The sequence below is a fragment of the Streptomyces sp. NBC_01537 genome, from assembly GCF_045040445.1.
Classification (GTDB): Bacteria; Actinomycetota; Actinomycetes; order Streptomycetales; family Streptomycetaceae; genus Actinacidiphila.
In genome coordinates this window covers 9,225,435-9,240,856 of sequence record NZ_CP109392.1, presented here as the reverse complement: position 1 = coordinate 9,240,856, position 15,422 = coordinate 9,225,435, and the positions used below count along the sequence as shown (strand labels likewise).

Genomic DNA, 15,422 nt, shown 5'->3' with positions numbered 1-15,422 from the left:
CCATGCAAGGCCTCAGAGAGCGGCTCACCATCCCCGCCCTCGCATTCGGCGGAATTCTGATGGCGGTCATGCAGACCGTCGTCGTGCCGCTGCTCCCGGACCTGCCCCGGCTGACCGGGGCCTCGGCCGGCAGCGTGTCCTGGATGGTCACGGCGACGCTGCTCGCCGGGGCGGTGCTCACACCGGTCCTCGGCCGGGCCGGCGACATGTACGGCAAGCGGCGGGTGCTGCTCATCGCCCTGGGCCTGATGACGACGGGCTCGCTGATCTGCGCGCTCACCTCCGACATCCGGCTGCTGATCGCCGCCCGGGCACTGTCGGGCGCGGCCGCCGCGGTCGTGCCGCTGTCCATCAGCATCCTGCGCGACGAACTGCCCCCGGCCCGGACCGGTTCGGCGGTCGCGCTGATGAGCTCCACCGTCGGCATCGGCGCGGCGCTCGGACTGCCGCTCGCGGCGCTGATCGTGCAGTACGCCGACTGGCATGTCATGTTCTGGGTCACCACCGCCCTCGGCGCGTTCGGCCTGGCCGGGGCCTGGTGGGCGGTGCGGGAGTCGCCCGTGCGCAACCCCGGGCGCTTCGACTTCACCGGCGCGGCCGGGCTGGGCGCGGCGCTGGTGTGCCTGCTCATGGCGATATCGCAGGGCAGCGACTGGGGCTGGACCAGCCCGGCCGTCCTGGGTCTGCTGGTCGCGGCCGTGGTGGTGACGGCGCTCTGGTGGCGGCAGCAGATGGGAACCCGCGAGCCGCTGGTGGACCTGCGGCTGGCGAAGCAGCCCCGGGTGGCCCTGCCGCACCTCACGGCACTGGTCGTCGGCTTCGCGTTCTACGCCAACTCCCTGGTCACCGCCCAACTCCTGCAGGCCCCCGAGGCGACCGGCTACGGCCTGGGGCTGTCCATCTTCGCCACCGGCCTGTGCATGCTCCCGGCCGGCCTGATCATGCTCGTCCTCTCCCCCGTCTCGGCGCGGATCTCCGCCGCCCGGGGCCCGAAGATCACCCTGGCCCTCGGTGCGGCCGTCATCGCGACCGGGTACGCGACACGCATCGTCGACAGCCGGCACATGTGGATGATCATCGTGGGCGCCGCGGTGGTCTCGGTGGGCACCACGCTGGCGTACTCCGCCCTGCCGACCCTCATCCTGCAGGCCGTGCCCGCCTCCCAGACCGCCTCCGCCAACGGCGTCAACGTCCTGCTGCGCACCATCGGCCAGGCCACCTGCAGCGCCGCCGTCGCCGCCCTGCTCACCCACCACACCGCCCTGCTCGGCGGGACCGCGGTCCCCACGCTGCACGGCTACCTGATGGCATTCGGCATGGCTGGTACGGTCGCGCTACTGGGCTGCGCGCTGGCACTGGCCATCCCCCGCCCGCGCCCGGCGGCCGGCCTGCCCCGGCAGCGCGACGAGGCGGCCGCCGCGAGCCCGGCCGGGACCGCGCTGGAAGGGGCATGATCATGAGCGGCACCGCCACCGCCGAGCCGGGCGCCCGGCGCCGGGACGCCGAGGCCTCCCGGGCGGCGATCCTGCTGGCGGCCCGTTTCATGTTCGCGCGTCACGCGTACTCCGACATCACCCTCAAGGCGGTGGCCGAGGAAGCCGGGGTCAGCGCGCCCCTGATCGTGAAGTACTTCGGCAGCAAGGAGCAGTTGTTCTCCCGCGTCCTGTCCTTCGAGGAGGACGCCGTCATCCTGCTCGACGCCCCCGTGGAGGAGCTGGGCCGCCACATGGTCACCCTGGTCCTCACCAGCCAGGCGGAGGGCCGGGGCGCCGCCGCCCTGCGCATCGTCTTCGCCCCGCTGCACAGCGGCCACGGCGACACCCTGCGCGCCAACTTCAAGAGCCAGGTCATCGCCCGCCTCACCGCCCGCCTCATGGAGGCCGGCCCCACGGGCACCACGGATGCAGCCGATGCCGCGGATGCCGCTGACGCCGCACTGCGCGCCGAGCTCGCCCTCGGCATGCTGCTGGGCCTCGGCGTGATGTACGGCCTGGCGCGGGGCGACGCCGTACGCGCGACCCCCGTCGAGGAGCTCGCCGACCGCTACGCCCCCGCCCTGCAGGACTTGCTCACCGGACCGGGCGCGCCGGCAGCGCGCTGACACCACCAGGACCTCCACCCCTCGAGCGATCCGCTCGGTCAGGGTTGCCGCGATCGCGATGCGTACGATACCGTTTCGTTTAGATCGTAAGGATGTCCTACGGCGGCCAAGGAGGCCCGGAGATGAGTGCGCTTACCCTCGCCGTCGCCCTCTCGCTGCTGTCGGCCGTCTGCTACGCCGCGGCCGCCGTCGCCCAGCAGCGCATCGCCACCCACGAGGCCCACGCGTCCTGGCCCCTGGCCCTGGCCCTGACCGGCCTCGGCGCCGGACTGCACGTGGTGGCGCTGCCGTACGGGCCGCTCACGCTGGTGCAGCCGCTCGGCGCACTGTCGCTGGTGCTGGCCGTACCGATGGGGGCCGCCGCGTACGCCCGGCATGTCACGCCCGGCGAATGGCGGGGCGCGGCGCTGACCATGCTCGGGCTCACCGGGCTGGTGCTGACCACGTCATCGACGGCCCACACGCTGAGCCTGCGGTCGACGCTCGTCCTGGCGGTCGTGACAGCGGCGGCGATCGTCGTCCTGACCGCCATCCCGGCCGGTTCGCGCACCACCGTCACCGCCGGCCTGCGCTACGGCGCCGCCTCGGGAATCGCCTTCGGGGTGGGGTCGGCCATGACCCAGACAGCCCTGAACCAGCTCACGAACACCGGCATGCAGGGTCTGCTCACCGCCGACGTCCTGCTGCCCGCCGCCCTCGTCGTCCCGCTGTCCCTCGGTGGCGTGCTGCTGTCCCAGGCCGCCTACCGCGGCGGCCTGGGCGCTCCGCTGGCCACCGCCACACTCGTCAACCCCGCCACCGCGGCGGCCATCGGTCTGCTGCTCGCCGGGGACCAGTTCCGCGGCGGCACCACCGGCGCCCTCCTCGCCCTCGCCGCCGCCGCGGTGGCCGCCCGGGGTGTGGTCCTGCTCGTCCTGCCGTCCCAGCCCGGCGCGGCACAGCCCGCCCCGCTGCCCCAGCCCGTACCGGCCCCCGACGGCACAGACCTTCACGACCGCGACGTGAACGCCCTCCTCGGCTCGCTCCGCGTTCCCGCCCACGCGCATTCCTAGAATTCGGCCCGTCCGGCGATTGAGGACGCCAACCGGTCGAGGAAGATCCGCTGGCCCGAAACGAGCCTGTCGCGGGCCTCCGGCAGGCCGAACCAGGCGGCCCTGTCGATCTCCGGGAACTCCTGGATCCGCCCGGACCCCCTGGGCCACTCCATCGTGAACGTGCCGGGCACGACCAGTCCCGGGTCGAGGTCGCCCTCCACGGCCCACACGGTCACGATCTTGCCCCCGGACTGCCGGGCCTCTCCGAGCGGTACCCGCTCACCGTCCGGCACCGGCAGCCCCAGCTCCTCCAGGAACTCGCGGTGCGCGGCCGCCAGGGGCTCCTCCTCCGGCCCGTACTCGCCCTTGGGCACGGACCACGCGCTCTCGTCCCGCCCGGCCCAGAACGGCCCGCCCATATGCCCGATCAGCACCTCGACGCCCCGGTCCGAGGCGCGGTGGAGCAGAATCCCCGCGCTGCGCCTGGGCCCTGTCCTGACGACTGCCACGCCCCAAGTCTGCCGTGCCGCAGCCCGCCCCGCGCCCGATACTGACCCCATGACGGCGTCCCGCTCCCACTGCCGCTGGCTGCTCGTGCGCTCGCTGCTGCGCTCCGCGGCGAGCGCCGCCACGCTGCTCACCGTCTACTACCTGGCCCCCCTGGACCGCACCCGCGGCGGCACCGCACTTGCCTTCCTCGGAATCGGCCTCGTCCTCTTCGCCGCCCTGATCATCTGGCAGGTCCGCGCCATCTCGGGCGCCGAGCACCCCCGGCTGCGGGGCGTCGAGGCGCTGTCGGTGGCCGTGCCCCTGCTGCTCGTGGTCTTCGCCGGTGCGTGCATCCTGATGGAACGCGCCCATCCGGGTTCATTCTCGGAATCGCTGAACCATACGGACGCCCTCTACTTCACGGTCACCGTCTTCGCCACGGTCGGCTTCGGCGATATCACCCCGGTGACCGGAGCCGCACGCGTCCTCACGACCGTGCAGATGCTCGTCGACCTGGCGGCCGTCGGCGTGATCGCGAAGGTGATCTTCGGCGCCGTCCAGACGGGCCTGCGACGCAAACCGGGTCCGGACCAGGGGCCTATGACGTGACCGCGACCGCCCGCCGGACGTACTCGTCCTTGCCGAGCTGCTCCAGCATGAAACCCGCGACATCGGCGTACGAGATCCGGGACGTGAGCCCGAGCCGCAGATCCGTGCCCGCGCGGTAGCGCCCCGTGCGCGCACCGCCGCCCAGGACGGCCGGGCGGACGATGGTCCACTCGTCGTCCGCCGCCCGGATCAGGGCCTCCTGGCGGTTCTTGTCCAGCATGACCTGACGGATGGCCAGGGACATCGCGTAGTAGTAGAGATCCTTGCGGCGGTCCTCGCCCGTCCCGTAACAGCCGACCGCGACCAGCCTGCGCACCCCGTGTGCCTTCATGGCCGGCAGGACGGCACGCATACCGTCCGTGCAGACCGTGACGCCCCACAACTTGCGCGTGCCTAGCGCGCTGAGGACCGCTTCGGCGCCCTGGACCGTACGGGCGACCGCCTCGGCGTCCTGTACTGCGCCGGGGACGACGGTCAGCCCCTCGCGGGCCGGTAGCCGGGCCGGGTCGCGTACGAGGGCGGTGACCTCGTGGCCGGCGGCGAGGGCCTGGTCGACCAGGTGGCGGCCGACGTGGCCGGTGGCTCCGAATACCGCCAGATGCATGGTCATGACGCTCAGGCTACTCGGGGGTGTCCGCCTTCCCCTCGGCGGCCCGGGCGCGGCTCTCCAGGACCTTGGCGCGGCGGGTGAGGACGACGCCCGCGGCGAGGGCGCTCACGGAGAAGGCGACGGCGACGACCCAGGGGCGGTCCACGGCGTGGCCGGTCAGGTGGTCCAGGGAGTAGCGGCCGGGGCCCGCGAGACCGATACCGGCGGCGGTGTAGCCCAGGAACGCCGGGTACTCGAATCCGCCGGACATCGCGAAGAAGCCGGCGGGGGCGTGCACGGCGACGGCTCCCGCCATGGCGCCGGCCGCCGCCGCGCCGGCGGCCGGCGTGGCCAGGCCGAGCGCGAGCAGCGCGCCGCCGCCCGCCTCGCCGAGCCCGGCGGCCAGGGCGCTCTGCTTGCCCGGCTCGAAGCCCATGTGCTCCATGCCGGCGCCGGTGCCCTCCAGCCCGTGGCCGCCGAACCAGCCGAAGAGTTTCTGCGCGCCATGGGCGAACAGCACGCCGCCGATTCCGATCCGCAGCGCGAGCAGTCCGACGTCCTTGCGGTGGTACTGGTAGTGAGCAGCCATGCCGCCCAGTCTTCGCCGTCCCACGCCGCCGCGCCGCCGGGGCTGGGCCGATCGGGTCCGGAGGTGATCTCGGCCGGGTTCGCGGGTACGACCCCACGGCGGGCCCGGTACGAAACCCCGGAAGGACCTGGGCGGAACCCGGAAATAAACAGCCTCCGGTCTGCGGTTCGTTGGCACAGAGAGCAACTCGGAAGGAGCCCTGATCAGGGTGAGTACGACAACCGGAGCGGTGTGGCGCAACCCGCTGCGCGACGCCTCCGACCGCAGGCTGCCGCGCGTCGCCGGCCCGTCCGGCCTGGTGATCTTCGGCGTGACCGGTGACCTGTCCCGCAAGAAGCTGATGCCGGCCATCTACGACCTCGCCAACCGCGGCCTGCTCCCGCCCGGCTTCTCACTGCTCGGCTTCGCCCGCCGCGACTGGGCCGACGAGGACTTCGCGCAGATCGTCCACGACTCGGTGAAGGAGCACTCGCGGACCGAGTTCCGTGAGGAGGTCTGGCAGCAGCTCGCCGAAGGCATGCGCTTCATCCCGGGCGAGTTCGACGACGACCAGGCCTTCGAGCGGCTCCGCGAGGCGGTCGTCGAGCTCGACAAGGAGCGGGGCACCAGCGGCAACTTCGCCTTCTACCTCTCCGTGCCGCCCAAGTTCTTCCCCAAGGTCGTCCAGCAGCTCAAGAGGCACGGCCTGGCCGACCCGCCGGCCGGCTCCTGGCGGCGCGCGGTCATCGAGAAGCCCTTCGGCCACGACCTGGCGAGCGCCGAGGAGCTGAACCAGGTCGTCCACCAGGTCTTCCCGCCGCAGGACGTCTTCCGCATCGACCACTACCTGGGCAAGGAGACGGTCCAGAACATCCTGGCGCTTCGGTTCGCCAACACGATGTTCGAGCCGCTGTGGAACCGGTCCTACGTCGACCACATCCAGATCACCATGGCCGAGGACATCGGCATCGGCGGCCGCGCCGGCTACTACGACGGCATCGGCGCCGCCCGCGACGTCATCCAGAACCACCTGCTCCAACTCCTCGCTCTCACCGCGATGGAGGAGCCCGCCGGCTTCGACGCCGACTCCCTGGTCACCGAGAAGCTCAAGGTCCTGCGGGCCGCCAAACTCCCCGCCGATCTGGGCAAGCACACCGTGCGCGGCCAGTACGCGGCAGGCTGGCAGGGCGGCGAGCAGGCAGTGGGCTACCTCCAGGAGGAGGGCATCGACCCGCAGTCCAGGACCGACACCTACGCCGCCGTCAAACTGGAGATCGACAACCGCCGTTGGGCGGGCGTCCCCTTCTATCTCCGTACCGGCAAGCGCCTCGGACGCCGCGTCACCGAGATCGCCGTGGTCTTCCAGCGCGCGCCCCACTCCCCCTTCGACACCACCGAGACCCAGGAACTGGGCCAGAACGCCCTGGTCATCCGGGTCCAGCCGGACGAGGGCATCACGGTCCGCTTCGGCTCCAAGGTGCCCGGCACCTCGATGGAGATCCGGGACGTGACGATGGACTTCGCCTACGGAGAGTCCTTCACCGAGGCGAGCCCGGAGGCGTACGAGCGGCTGATCCTGGACGTGCTCCTCGGTGACACCAACCTCTTCCCCCGCCACCAGGAGGTGGAGGAGTCCTGGAAGATCCTCGACCCGATCGAGGACTACTGGGAGAAGCACGGCAGGCCCGAGCAGTACATTTCCGGGACCTGGGGCCCCAAGGCAGCGGACGAGATGCTCGCACGAGACGGCAGGAGCTGGCGCCGGCCATGAACATCGACCTGACACAGACCACATCGAGCAAGATCAACTCAGCGTTGGTCAAAGCGCGCAGGACCGCCGGAAGCCCGGCCGTCGGCATGGTGCTCACCCTCGTCATCGTCACCGACGAGGGCAACCACTACGACGCCCTCAAGGCCGCCAGCGACGCCTCCAAGGAGCACCCCTCCCGCATCCTGGTCGTCATCAAACGGCCCGCACGCACCCAGCGCGACCGCAAGAACACCCGCCTGGACGCCGAAGTCCGGGTCGGCGGCGACACCGGCACCGGCGAGACCATCCTGCTGCGCCTGCACGGCGAACTCGCCGACCACGCCCACAGCGTGGTCCTGCCCCTGCTCCTCCCCGACGCCCCGGTCGTCGTCTGGTGGCCGGTCGACGCCCCCGCCGACCCCGCCCAGGACCCGCTCGGCGCCCTCGCCCAGCGCCGGATCACCGACGCCTACGCCGTCGAGCAGCCGCTCAAGCAACTGGCCCTGCGCGCCGGCTCCTACCACCCCGGCGACACCGACCTGGCCTGGACCCGCCTCACCCCCTGGCGCAGCATGCTCGCCGCCGCCCTCGACCAGGCCCGCGCCACCGTCACCTCCGCCGCCGTCGAGAGCGAAGCCGACAACCCCAGCGCCGAACTGCTCGCCCGCTGGCTCGGCGCGCGGCTGCGGGTCCCCGTCGAGCGAGTGGTCACCGACGGGCCCGTGGTCACCGCCGTACGGCTCAACACCGCCGACGGCGAGGTCCTCATCGACCGCCCCGAGGGCGTCTCCGCCAAACTCTCCATCCCCGGCCAGCCCGAGCGCCACCTCGCCCTCAAGGTCCGCACGACCGCGGAGCTCATCGCCGAGGAACTCCGCCGGCTCGACCCGGACGAGGCCTACGCGGAGGCGCTGGGCCACGCCGAAAAGGCGAAAGCGGCGGCCTGAGTCACCGGCATTACTTCAGGAGCCTGGACAGGCGGCGGTCCGCGAGGGGCTTGCCGCCTGTCTGGCACGTCGGGCAGTACTGCAGCGAGGAATCACTGAAGCTGACCTCGCGCACGGTGTCCCCGCACACCGGGCATGCCTCACCGGTCCTGCCGTGCACGCGCAGGCCGGTTTTCTTCTCGGCCTTCAGCTTGCTCACGTCGATCCCGCGCGAGCGCTCGATCGCCTCGGCGAGGGTGCTCCCTATGGCCGCGTACAGCCGGGCGCTCTCCTCCTCCGTGAAACTCGCCGCGAGCTTGAAGGGCGACATGCGCGCGACGTGCAACACCTCGTCCGAGTAGGCATTGCCGATCCCCGCGATGGTGCTCTGATCGCGCAGAACGCCCTTGATCTGCCTGCGTTCCCCCTCCAGCAGCTCCCTGAACGCCTCCACCGTGAACGCCGGGTCGAGAGGGTCCGGCCCGAGCCGCGCGATACCGGGGACATCCTGCGGCTTGGCCACGCAGTACACCGCCAGGCTCTTCTTCGTACCGGCCTCCGTGAGGTCGAAGCCCGACCCGGACGGCTCCGCCAGGCTCACCCGCAGCGCCAGCGGCCCCTTCCCCGGGCGCGGCGGCGCATCCGGCAGCTTCTCCTTCCACTGCAGCCACCCGGCACGCGCAAGATGGAACACCAGATGCGGGCCGTCCTCCCCCTCGGTCGCGATGCCGAGGAACTTCCCGTACCGGCCCACCCCGCTGACCCTGCGGCCCTCCAGCGCGCTCAGCGGCGGGTCATACGTCTTCAGGACACTCACCGCCACCGGCAGCACCCGCCCGATCGCCCGGCCGGTCAGCCGCTCGGCCAGGAATCCGGCCAGCGCTTCGACTTCGGGCAGCTCCGGCATACGACCAGTGTGCGGCACCGCGCGCCCGGCCGCCCGCCCCTGGACCCCACTGGGGTTCCACCCCAGACCCCGAACGCCCTCCGGGCGTGTCCTCAAACGCCGGACGGGCTCAATAGGTGCCCCACGACGGCGGGAAAGCCACCGACGAACGGGAGGGCCGGGGTCGCAGGGGTGGGGGACTCCTATCCCGGACGCCCCCCTCGCGGGCGCTGCGCTGGCTTCGAGCGGCTGCGCCGGACTCCGTCCGCCGACAACGAACGGGAGAGCCGGCGTCGCAGGGGTGGGGAACTCCTATCCCGGACGCCCCCCTCGCGGGCGCTGCGCTGGCTTCGGACGGCTGCGCCGGACTCCGTCCGCCGACAACGAACGGGAGAGCCGGCGTCGCAGGGGTGGGGAACTCCTATCCCGGACGCCCCCCTCGCGGGCGCTGCGCTGGCTTCGGACGGCTGCGCCGGACTCCGTCCGCCGACAACGAACGGGAGAGCCGGGGTCGCAGGGGTGGGGGTCCTGGACGCTCCGCATATTTGTGTGCGGCATGCCGGGCAAGACAGCGGCCGACCCGCCATGCACGTAAATATGTCGGTCCAGGACCCCCACCCCGGAGGCCCCGGACCGGCACCGAGAGTGGCCCCCAGCGGCAACTCCCCGCCCACCCGCCACAGTTCGTTAACCTGGAAAACTGGACATCGGACGATCCGGCATGAATGATCAGGGACCATGGCCGACCCTCTTCCGATGCCCGCCCGAGCGAACGGCGTGGCCGAACGCGCGCTGGATCCGACCGAGGTGATACCGGGGCCGCAGCCGCTGGACCGCAGTGGGGCCGACGAGGCCAGGGTGATCAGCGGCGAGGTAGTGGGCGCCGCGCGGCATCGCGGGCCGCGACTGAGGCGCCCGGGACCGGGCTCGGTGGGTACGGCGGTGCTGTCGGCGACCGGTGCCGTGGCAGGGCTGTCGTTGCTGATGCCGCACGGAGGGTCGTCGGACGGCGCGGCGGCACCGGCCCATCAGCCGCTGAAGGCCTCGGCCGAGGACACCGCGCAGGTCGCCCCGGAACCGGCGGCGAGAGCCGCATCGGTGGGCGCGAAGGCCGAGGACACGGTGCTCACGACGACGATCTCGGCCCGTACGGAGAACTCGGGGACATCCTCCACCACCACCTCCACGTCGACCTCGAACTCTGCCTCGGCCTCGGCCTCGACAACATCCGGCAGCGGCCGCCACGCCAGGACGAGCGGCACCTGGGACAGCAGCGACTGGCAGGAGGCCGTCGCGCGCGCCGGGGCCGCGCAGCAGGCCCAGCAGGGGCAGACCGGCCGTCACCGGGCGGGCGGCGGGTACGGCGGCCAGACGTGGAGCGGGCCCAGCACGACCGGGACCTGGCAGCGCTGACGCCACCGCACACGACACCACGCCGCCGCGTCAGGGAAGCGCCTGCTCCGCCCAGATCGTCTTGCCGGCCTCGGTCTGCCGGGTGCCCCACCGCTGCGTGAGAGCGGCGACCAGCAGCAGCCCACGGCCGCCCTCGTCGAAGGTCCGGGCGCGGCGCAGGTGCGGGGCGGTGCTGCTGGTGTCGGACACCTCGCAGATGAGGGTGGCGTCGCGGATCAGCCGTAGCCGGATGGGGCCGTTGGCGTAGCGGATGGCGTTGGTGACGAGTTCGCTGACCACCAGCTCGGTGGTGAAGACCAGTTCGCCCAGTCCCCACCTCTCCAGCTGCTCGGCGCCGTCCTTGCGGGCCTCGGCCACGATGGCCGGGTCGGGCGGCAGCTCCCACGTGGCGACATGGCTCGCGTCAAGGGCCCGCGTACGGGCCACGAGCAGGGCGATGTCATCGGCGGGGCGGTCGGGCAGCAGCGAGTAGAGCACGTTGTCGCAGGTCTCCTCCAGCGAGCGGGCCGGGCGGGTCAGCGCACGGGCCAGGAGGGCGAGTCCGGCGTCGACGTCGTGTCCGGCGGACTCGACCAGGCCGTCGGTGTAGAGGGCCAGCAGGCTGCCCTCGGGAAGCTCCAGCTCCGCCGCCTCGAACGGCATACCGCCCAGGCCCAGCGGCGGCCCGGCGGGCAGTTCGGGGAACTCGACTCGGCCGTCGGGGTAGACCACGGCGGGCAGCGGGTGCCCGGCCCGGGCGAAGGTGCAGCGCCGGGACACCGGGTCGTAGACCGCGTACAGGCAGGTGGCACCGATCTCGCCGGCGGGCCGGCCGGGCTCGCCCGCCGATTTGGGCCCTTCCTCGAGGTCGAGGCGGATGACGAGGTCATCGAGGTGGGTGAGCAGTTCGTCCGGCGACAGATCGACGTCGGCGAGGGTGCGCACCGCCGTACGCAGCCGGCCCATGGTGGCCGAGGCATGGACGCCGTGACCGACGACATCGCCGACGACCAGCGCGACGCGGGCGCCGGACAGCGGGATCACGTCGAACCAGTCGCCGCCGACGCCGGCCTGGGAGCCGGCGGGCAGATAGCGGGAGGCGACCTGGACGGCGGCCTGGTCGGGCATGCGCTGCGGGAGCATGCTGCGCTGGAGGGTGAGGGCGGTGGCGCGCTCGCGGGAGTAGCGGCGGGCGTTGTCGATGCAGACGGCGGCGCGGGCGGCGATCTCCTCGGCCAGCAGCAGGTCGTCGTCGTCGAAGGCGTCGGGGGTGCGGTGCCGCAAGAAGAGCGCGAGCCCGAGCGTGGTGCCGCGGGCGCGCAGCGGCACCACCATCATCGAGTGGATCCCGGTCGCGCGCACCCGCTCGGCGCGGGCGGCGTCGTTGTCGAGCCAGCGCTTGCTCCCGGAGTCGTCGACGACGTGCCGGGTGGCCTTGCCGGTGGCCAGGGCGCGGGCGGGCGGAGAGTGTTCCGGGTAGAGGTCCACATCGCCCACGGCGGCCGCGGACTCCGGGATGCCGGGGAGGACGGACTGCTGGGCGGTGCGGCGGAAGACCACGTCCCCGCCGGAAGCGGCCTCGACCGGCTCCTCGCCGCGGACGATGGAGTCGAGCAGGTCGACGCTGACGAAGTCGGCGAACCGCCCGGCGGCGAGGTCGGCGAGTTCCTGGGCGGTGCGGGTGACGTCGAGGGTGGTGCCTATGGCGGTGCTCGCCTCGTTGACGACGGCGAGGCGCTCGCGGGCCCAGTACTGCTCGGTGGTGTCGAAGACGACGGCGGACATGCCCCGTACCTGCCCGGCGTCGTCCTTCAGCGGGAAGAAGTACATGGACCAGGCGTGCTCGCGGGTGTCGCCCGGGGCGCGGGCGTAGTTCTCCACGCGCATCATCTCCCCGGTGTCCACGACCTGTTGCTGGAGCCTGTCGAACTCGTCGAAGCGGTGGCTGCCCGGCATCTCGGCCAGCCGGAGGCCGATCTTGTCGTCCATGCGCATGCCGAGCAGCCGCTCCATCGCGGCGTTGAAGCCGGCGAGGCGGACTTCGTGGTCGTAGACCGCGACCGGGATGGGGAGCTGGGCCAGGGTCCAGGCGTTGAGCGGCCGGAGCGGTTCCGGGGGCGTGCCGGTGGTCAGGAACCACTGGACGGCGCCGTGGGCGTCCAGCAGCGGATGGGCGCGGACGATGACGTCGACGCGGCTGCCGTCGCGGTGCCGGAGCGGCAGGAGGGCTTCCCAGGCCTCGTGGCGGGCGGCGGCTCGCACGACGACGGCGGGGGGCGGACCGGCGAGCAGTTCGCGGACCGGGCGGCCGATGGCGTCGGCGGCCTCCCGGCCGAGCGGCCGCAGGGCGGTGGGACCGCAGGCCGTGATGATCCCCCGGTCGTCGGTCGCGACGGCAGGGACCACGGGCTCCGCACGCCCGCGGCCGTCTCCCGCTCCGCCTTGCGCCTCTTGACCGCTCTCCGTCGCCATCGGCAGGTCTTTCGTCTCCTCACCACGCCACGTCGCGTCGCCGTGCCATGCACCCGCGCCACGTCACCAGTCCCAGGATGATCCCTCGCCTGCTCAGTCTCAAGCCGCGCGTCGCGCCCTGTGCACAACGCGCTTCAGCGTCGACACTGGGGCAGGGCGATCGTGAGGAGCGCGTGTGACCATGACGACCGGTGGCAAGGCAGTGGCCCGGACCTCTTCGGGACCGGCCTCGCCCTGGGCGCGGGGGGCAGTGGCAGTGGCGGCCGGCGCGCTGCCCGCGCTGGCCTTTCCGGCGCCCTCACTGTGGTGGCTGGCCTACGGGGCCCTGGTGCCCTGGCTGCTGCTGGTCAGGTCGGCGGGTACCGGGCGGCGCGCTGCGCTGGACGGGTGGCTGGGCGGGGCCGGGTTCATGATCGCGGTGCACCACTGGCTGTGGTCGAGCCTTCATGTCTTCATCGTGGTGCTGGCGCTGCTCCTGGGGGCCCTGTGGGCGCCGTGGGGCTGGCTGGTGCACCGGCTGCTCGGCGGGGTCCCGTCGGGCCGCTCCGCGGCGGCGGCCCTGGTGCTGGTGCCGTGCGGCTGGCTGATGGCGGAGCTGGCCCGCTCCTGGGAGTACCTGGGCGGCCCGTGGGGGCTGCTGGGCGCCAGCCAGTGGCAGGTGGGGCCGGCGCTGCGGCTGGCGTCGCTGGGCGGGGTCTGGCTGGTGAGCGCGGTGGTGGTCGCGGTGAACACGGCGCTGGCGGTGCTGATCGCGGTGCCCCGGGCGCGTATGCCCGCATGCGCGGCGCTGGCTCTGGTCGCGGCCGGTACGACGGGGGCCTGGCGATGGGCCCCGGTGCCGGGCGGGGACGGGGAGACGGTGCGTGTGGCGGTGGTGCAGCCGGGGGTGATCGTCGGTGCGCAGGCGCGATTCGACCGGGGCGAGGCGCTGACCCGGACTCTCGCGGGCCGGGGCGTGGATCTGGTGGTGTGGGGCGAGAGCAGCGTCGGCTTCGACCTGACCTCGCGCCCGGACATAGCGCAGCGGCTGGCCGCCCTTGCGCAGGACGTGGGCGCCGATGTGCTGGTCAATGTCGACGCCCGGCGCGCCGACGGGCGCGGCATCTCCAAGACCTCCGTCCTGATCGGCCCGGACGGGCCGGTCGGCGAGAGCTACGACAAGATGCGCCTGGTGCCCTTCGGCGAGTACATCCCGCTCCGCTCGGTGCTCGGCTGGGTCACCTCCGTGGGCAAGGCGGCCGGCGAGGACCGGCGGCGCGGCGACCATCAGGTGATCATGGACACCGGCGACCTGCGCATCGGGCCACTGGTCTGCTTCGAGTCGGCGTTCCCCGACATGAGCCGCAACCTGGCGGGCAAGGGCGCCCAGCTGCTCGTGGCGCAGTCCTCGACCTCGTCCTTCCAGGACAGTTGGGCGCCCGCGCAGCACGCCTCGCTGGCCGCTCTGCGCGCGGCGGAGTCCTGGCGGCCGATGGTGCACGCCACACTGACCGGCATCACCGCTGTGTACGACGCCCGGGGCCGCCAGATCGGCCCGCGGCTCGGCACTTCGCGCAGCACCGCTGCCGTGTACGACATTCCGCTGGCCGACGGGCGCAGCCCGTACGACCGGTACGGGGACTGGGTGGTGAAGCTCGCCGTGCTCCTGCTGGCCGTCGCGGCGGCGTACGAGGTGGCGGTCAGGCGGTCCGCTCGCCGATCCGGGTGATCTCGGTGACGATCCGTTCGCACAGTTCGTGCGTGCGCAGGCTGTCCTGCGCGTCGAGCAGCTTGCCCGCGCGCACGGCGTCCAGGAAGGCCTGGGTGATCTGCTCGAAGCCGCGCTGCCGGGCGACGGAGACCCAGTCGCCCCGGCGGCGCAGCGTGGGCTGGCCCTTGTGGTCGATGACGTCGGCGATGTTGACGACCTCGCGCTTGGTGTCGTCGCCCGAGACTTCGAGCCGTTCCTCGGCGGACCCGCTCATCCGGTTCATGACGCCGATGGCCGTGAAGCCGTCGCCGGACAGCTCCAGCACGATGTGGTGGGTCAGCCCGCCGCGCACCTTGGCCCGCACCGTCGTGTGCTCGACCGCGCCGGGCAGCAGGAAGCGCAGGGTGTCGGCGACATGGATGAAGTCGTCGTAGACGAAACCGCGCGCCTGCGCGGGGAGGCCGACCCGGTTCTTCTGCATCAGGATCAGGTCGCGCGGGTGCTCCAGGACCTGCGTGTACGCGGGCGCGTAGCGGCGGTTGAAGCCCGTCATGAGGCTGACGCGGTGCCGCTCCGCGAGCCGTACGAGGTGCTCGGCGCCCGCGAGGTCGGAGGCGAGGGGCTTGTCGAGGTAGACCGGGACACCGGCTTCGATCAGGCGCCCGGCGATCTCGACATGGCGGTCGGTCGGTGCGTGCACGAAGGCCGCGTCGGGTTCCTGCGCCAGCAGGTCGTCGAGGGCGGCGTGGCGGTGCGGCGGGGGAATCCGGTGTGCGTCGCCGATCCGGTCCAGGGTGGCGCGGCTGCGGGTGTGCAGATGCAGCTCCAGGCCGGGCTGTGCGGTGAGCACCGGCAGGTAGGCCTTCTGGGCGATGTCGCCGAGTCCGATCACACCGATCTTCATGGGCTCAGCATA

Annotated in this window: 14 protein-coding genes; 8 read left to right on the top strand and 6 right to left on the bottom strand. The window is 72.7% G+C overall.

Annotation, left to right across the window (positions count from 1 at the left end; all coding sequences use genetic code 11):
- The first annotated feature begins 2 nt into the window (after positions 1 to 2).
- The 3 genes from OG607_RS42315 to OG607_RS42305 all read left to right on the top strand — a co-directional run bounded on the left by OG607_RS42315 (position 3) and on the right by OG607_RS42305 (position 3,153).
- Entirely contained in the window at positions 3 to 1,454 is a 1,452-nt protein-coding gene (locus OG607_RS42315; protein ID WP_405735222.1) for an MFS transporter, read from the top strand.
- Positions 1,455 to 1,456: 2 nt separating this feature from the next.
- Positions 1,457 to 2,101 (top strand): TetR/AcrR family transcriptional regulator, encoded by a 645-nt coding sequence (locus OG607_RS42310; RefSeq protein WP_405735220.1) that lies wholly within the window; start codon positions 1,457 to 1,459, stop codon positions 2,099 to 2,101.
- 122 nt (positions 2,102 to 2,223) lie between these two features.
- Positions 2,224 to 3,153 (top strand): hypothetical protein, encoded by a 930-nt coding sequence (locus OG607_RS42305; RefSeq protein WP_405735218.1) that lies wholly within the window; start codon positions 2,224 to 2,226, stop codon positions 3,151 to 3,153.
- Here OG607_RS42305 and OG607_RS42300 read toward each other — a convergent pair.
- The gene (locus OG607_RS42300; protein WP_405735215.1) at positions 3,150 to 3,644 is read right to left on the bottom strand and encodes an NUDIX domain-containing protein; all 495 of its coding nucleotides are present in this window, start codon (positions 3,642 to 3,644) and stop codon (positions 3,150 to 3,152) included. The genes OG607_RS42305 and OG607_RS42300 overlap by 4 nt on opposite strands.
- A 49-nt stretch (positions 3,645 to 3,693) precedes the next feature.
- On the opposite strand from OG607_RS42300, the gene OG607_RS42295 reads away from it, so the two are divergent.
- The gene (locus OG607_RS42295) at positions 3,694 to 4,233 is read left to right on the top strand and encodes a potassium channel family protein (protein WP_405735212.1); all 540 of its coding nucleotides are present in this window, start codon (positions 3,694 to 3,696) and stop codon (positions 4,231 to 4,233) included.
- Here the strand turns inward: OG607_RS42295 and OG607_RS42290 are convergent.
- Entirely contained in the window at positions 4,223 to 4,843 is a 621-nt protein-coding gene (locus OG607_RS42290; protein WP_405735209.1) for an NAD(P)-dependent oxidoreductase, read from the bottom strand. The two genes, OG607_RS42295 and OG607_RS42290, sit on opposite strands and share 11 nt — an antisense overlap.
- 10 nt (positions 4,844 to 4,853) lie before the next feature.
- Positions 4,854 to 5,411, bottom strand: a complete 558-nt coding sequence (locus tag OG607_RS42285) for a DoxX family protein (protein ID WP_405735206.1) — start codon at positions 5,409 to 5,411, stop codon at positions 4,854 to 4,856.
- A gap of 208 nt (positions 5,412 to 5,619) precedes the next feature.
- On the opposite strand from OG607_RS42285, the gene zwf reads away from it, so the two are divergent.
- The gene (gene zwf / locus OG607_RS42280) at positions 5,620 to 7,161 is read left to right on the top strand and encodes a glucose-6-phosphate dehydrogenase (protein WP_405735203.1); all 1,542 of its coding nucleotides are present in this window, start codon (positions 5,620 to 5,622) and stop codon (positions 7,159 to 7,161) included.
- On the top strand, positions 7,158 to 8,087 hold the full coding sequence (gene opcA / locus OG607_RS42275) for a glucose-6-phosphate dehydrogenase assembly protein OpcA (protein WP_405735202.1): 930 nt from the start codon (positions 7,158 to 7,160) through the stop codon (positions 8,085 to 8,087). Before zwf ends, opcA begins: the two co-directional genes overlap by 4 nt.
- Positions 8,088 to 8,097: 10 nt before the next feature.
- Here the strand turns inward: opcA and OG607_RS42270 are convergent, their stop codons facing one another.
- Positions 8,098 to 8,973 carry an Fpg/Nei family DNA glycosylase gene (locus OG607_RS42270; RefSeq protein WP_405735200.1) on the bottom strand — a complete coding sequence of 292 codons (876 nt, stop codon included), beginning with the start codon at positions 8,971 to 8,973 and terminating at the stop codon, positions 8,098 to 8,100.
- 735 nt (positions 8,974 to 9,708) lie between these two features.
- On the opposite strand from OG607_RS42270, the gene OG607_RS42265 reads away from it, so the two are divergent.
- A complete protein-coding gene (locus OG607_RS42265; protein ID WP_405735197.1) occupies positions 9,709 to 10,365 on the top strand; it encodes a hypothetical protein in 657 nt (218 codons plus the stop codon).
- 30 nt (positions 10,366 to 10,395) lie between these two features.
- Here OG607_RS42265 and OG607_RS42260 read toward each other — a convergent pair whose 3' ends face one another.
- A complete protein-coding gene (locus OG607_RS42260) occupies positions 10,396 to 12,816 on the bottom strand; it encodes a SpoIIE family protein phosphatase (protein ID WP_405735195.1) in 2,421 nt (806 codons plus the stop codon).
- A 181-nt stretch (positions 12,817 to 12,997) separates the two neighbouring features.
- Here OG607_RS42260 and lnt point away from each other — a divergent pair, with 181 nt between their 5' ends.
- Positions 12,998 to 14,524, top strand: coding sequence for an apolipoprotein N-acyltransferase (gene lnt / locus OG607_RS42255; protein WP_405737438.1), 1,527 nt, complete (start codon positions 12,998 to 13,000; stop codon positions 14,522 to 14,524).
- Here lnt and OG607_RS42250 read toward each other — a convergent pair.
- On the bottom strand, positions 14,496 to 15,410 hold the full coding sequence (locus OG607_RS42250; protein WP_405735193.1) for a Gfo/Idh/MocA family protein: 915 nt from the start codon (positions 15,408 to 15,410) through the stop codon (positions 14,496 to 14,498). The genes lnt and OG607_RS42250 overlap by 29 nt on opposite strands.
- Positions 15,411 to 15,422: the final 12 nt, after the last annotated feature.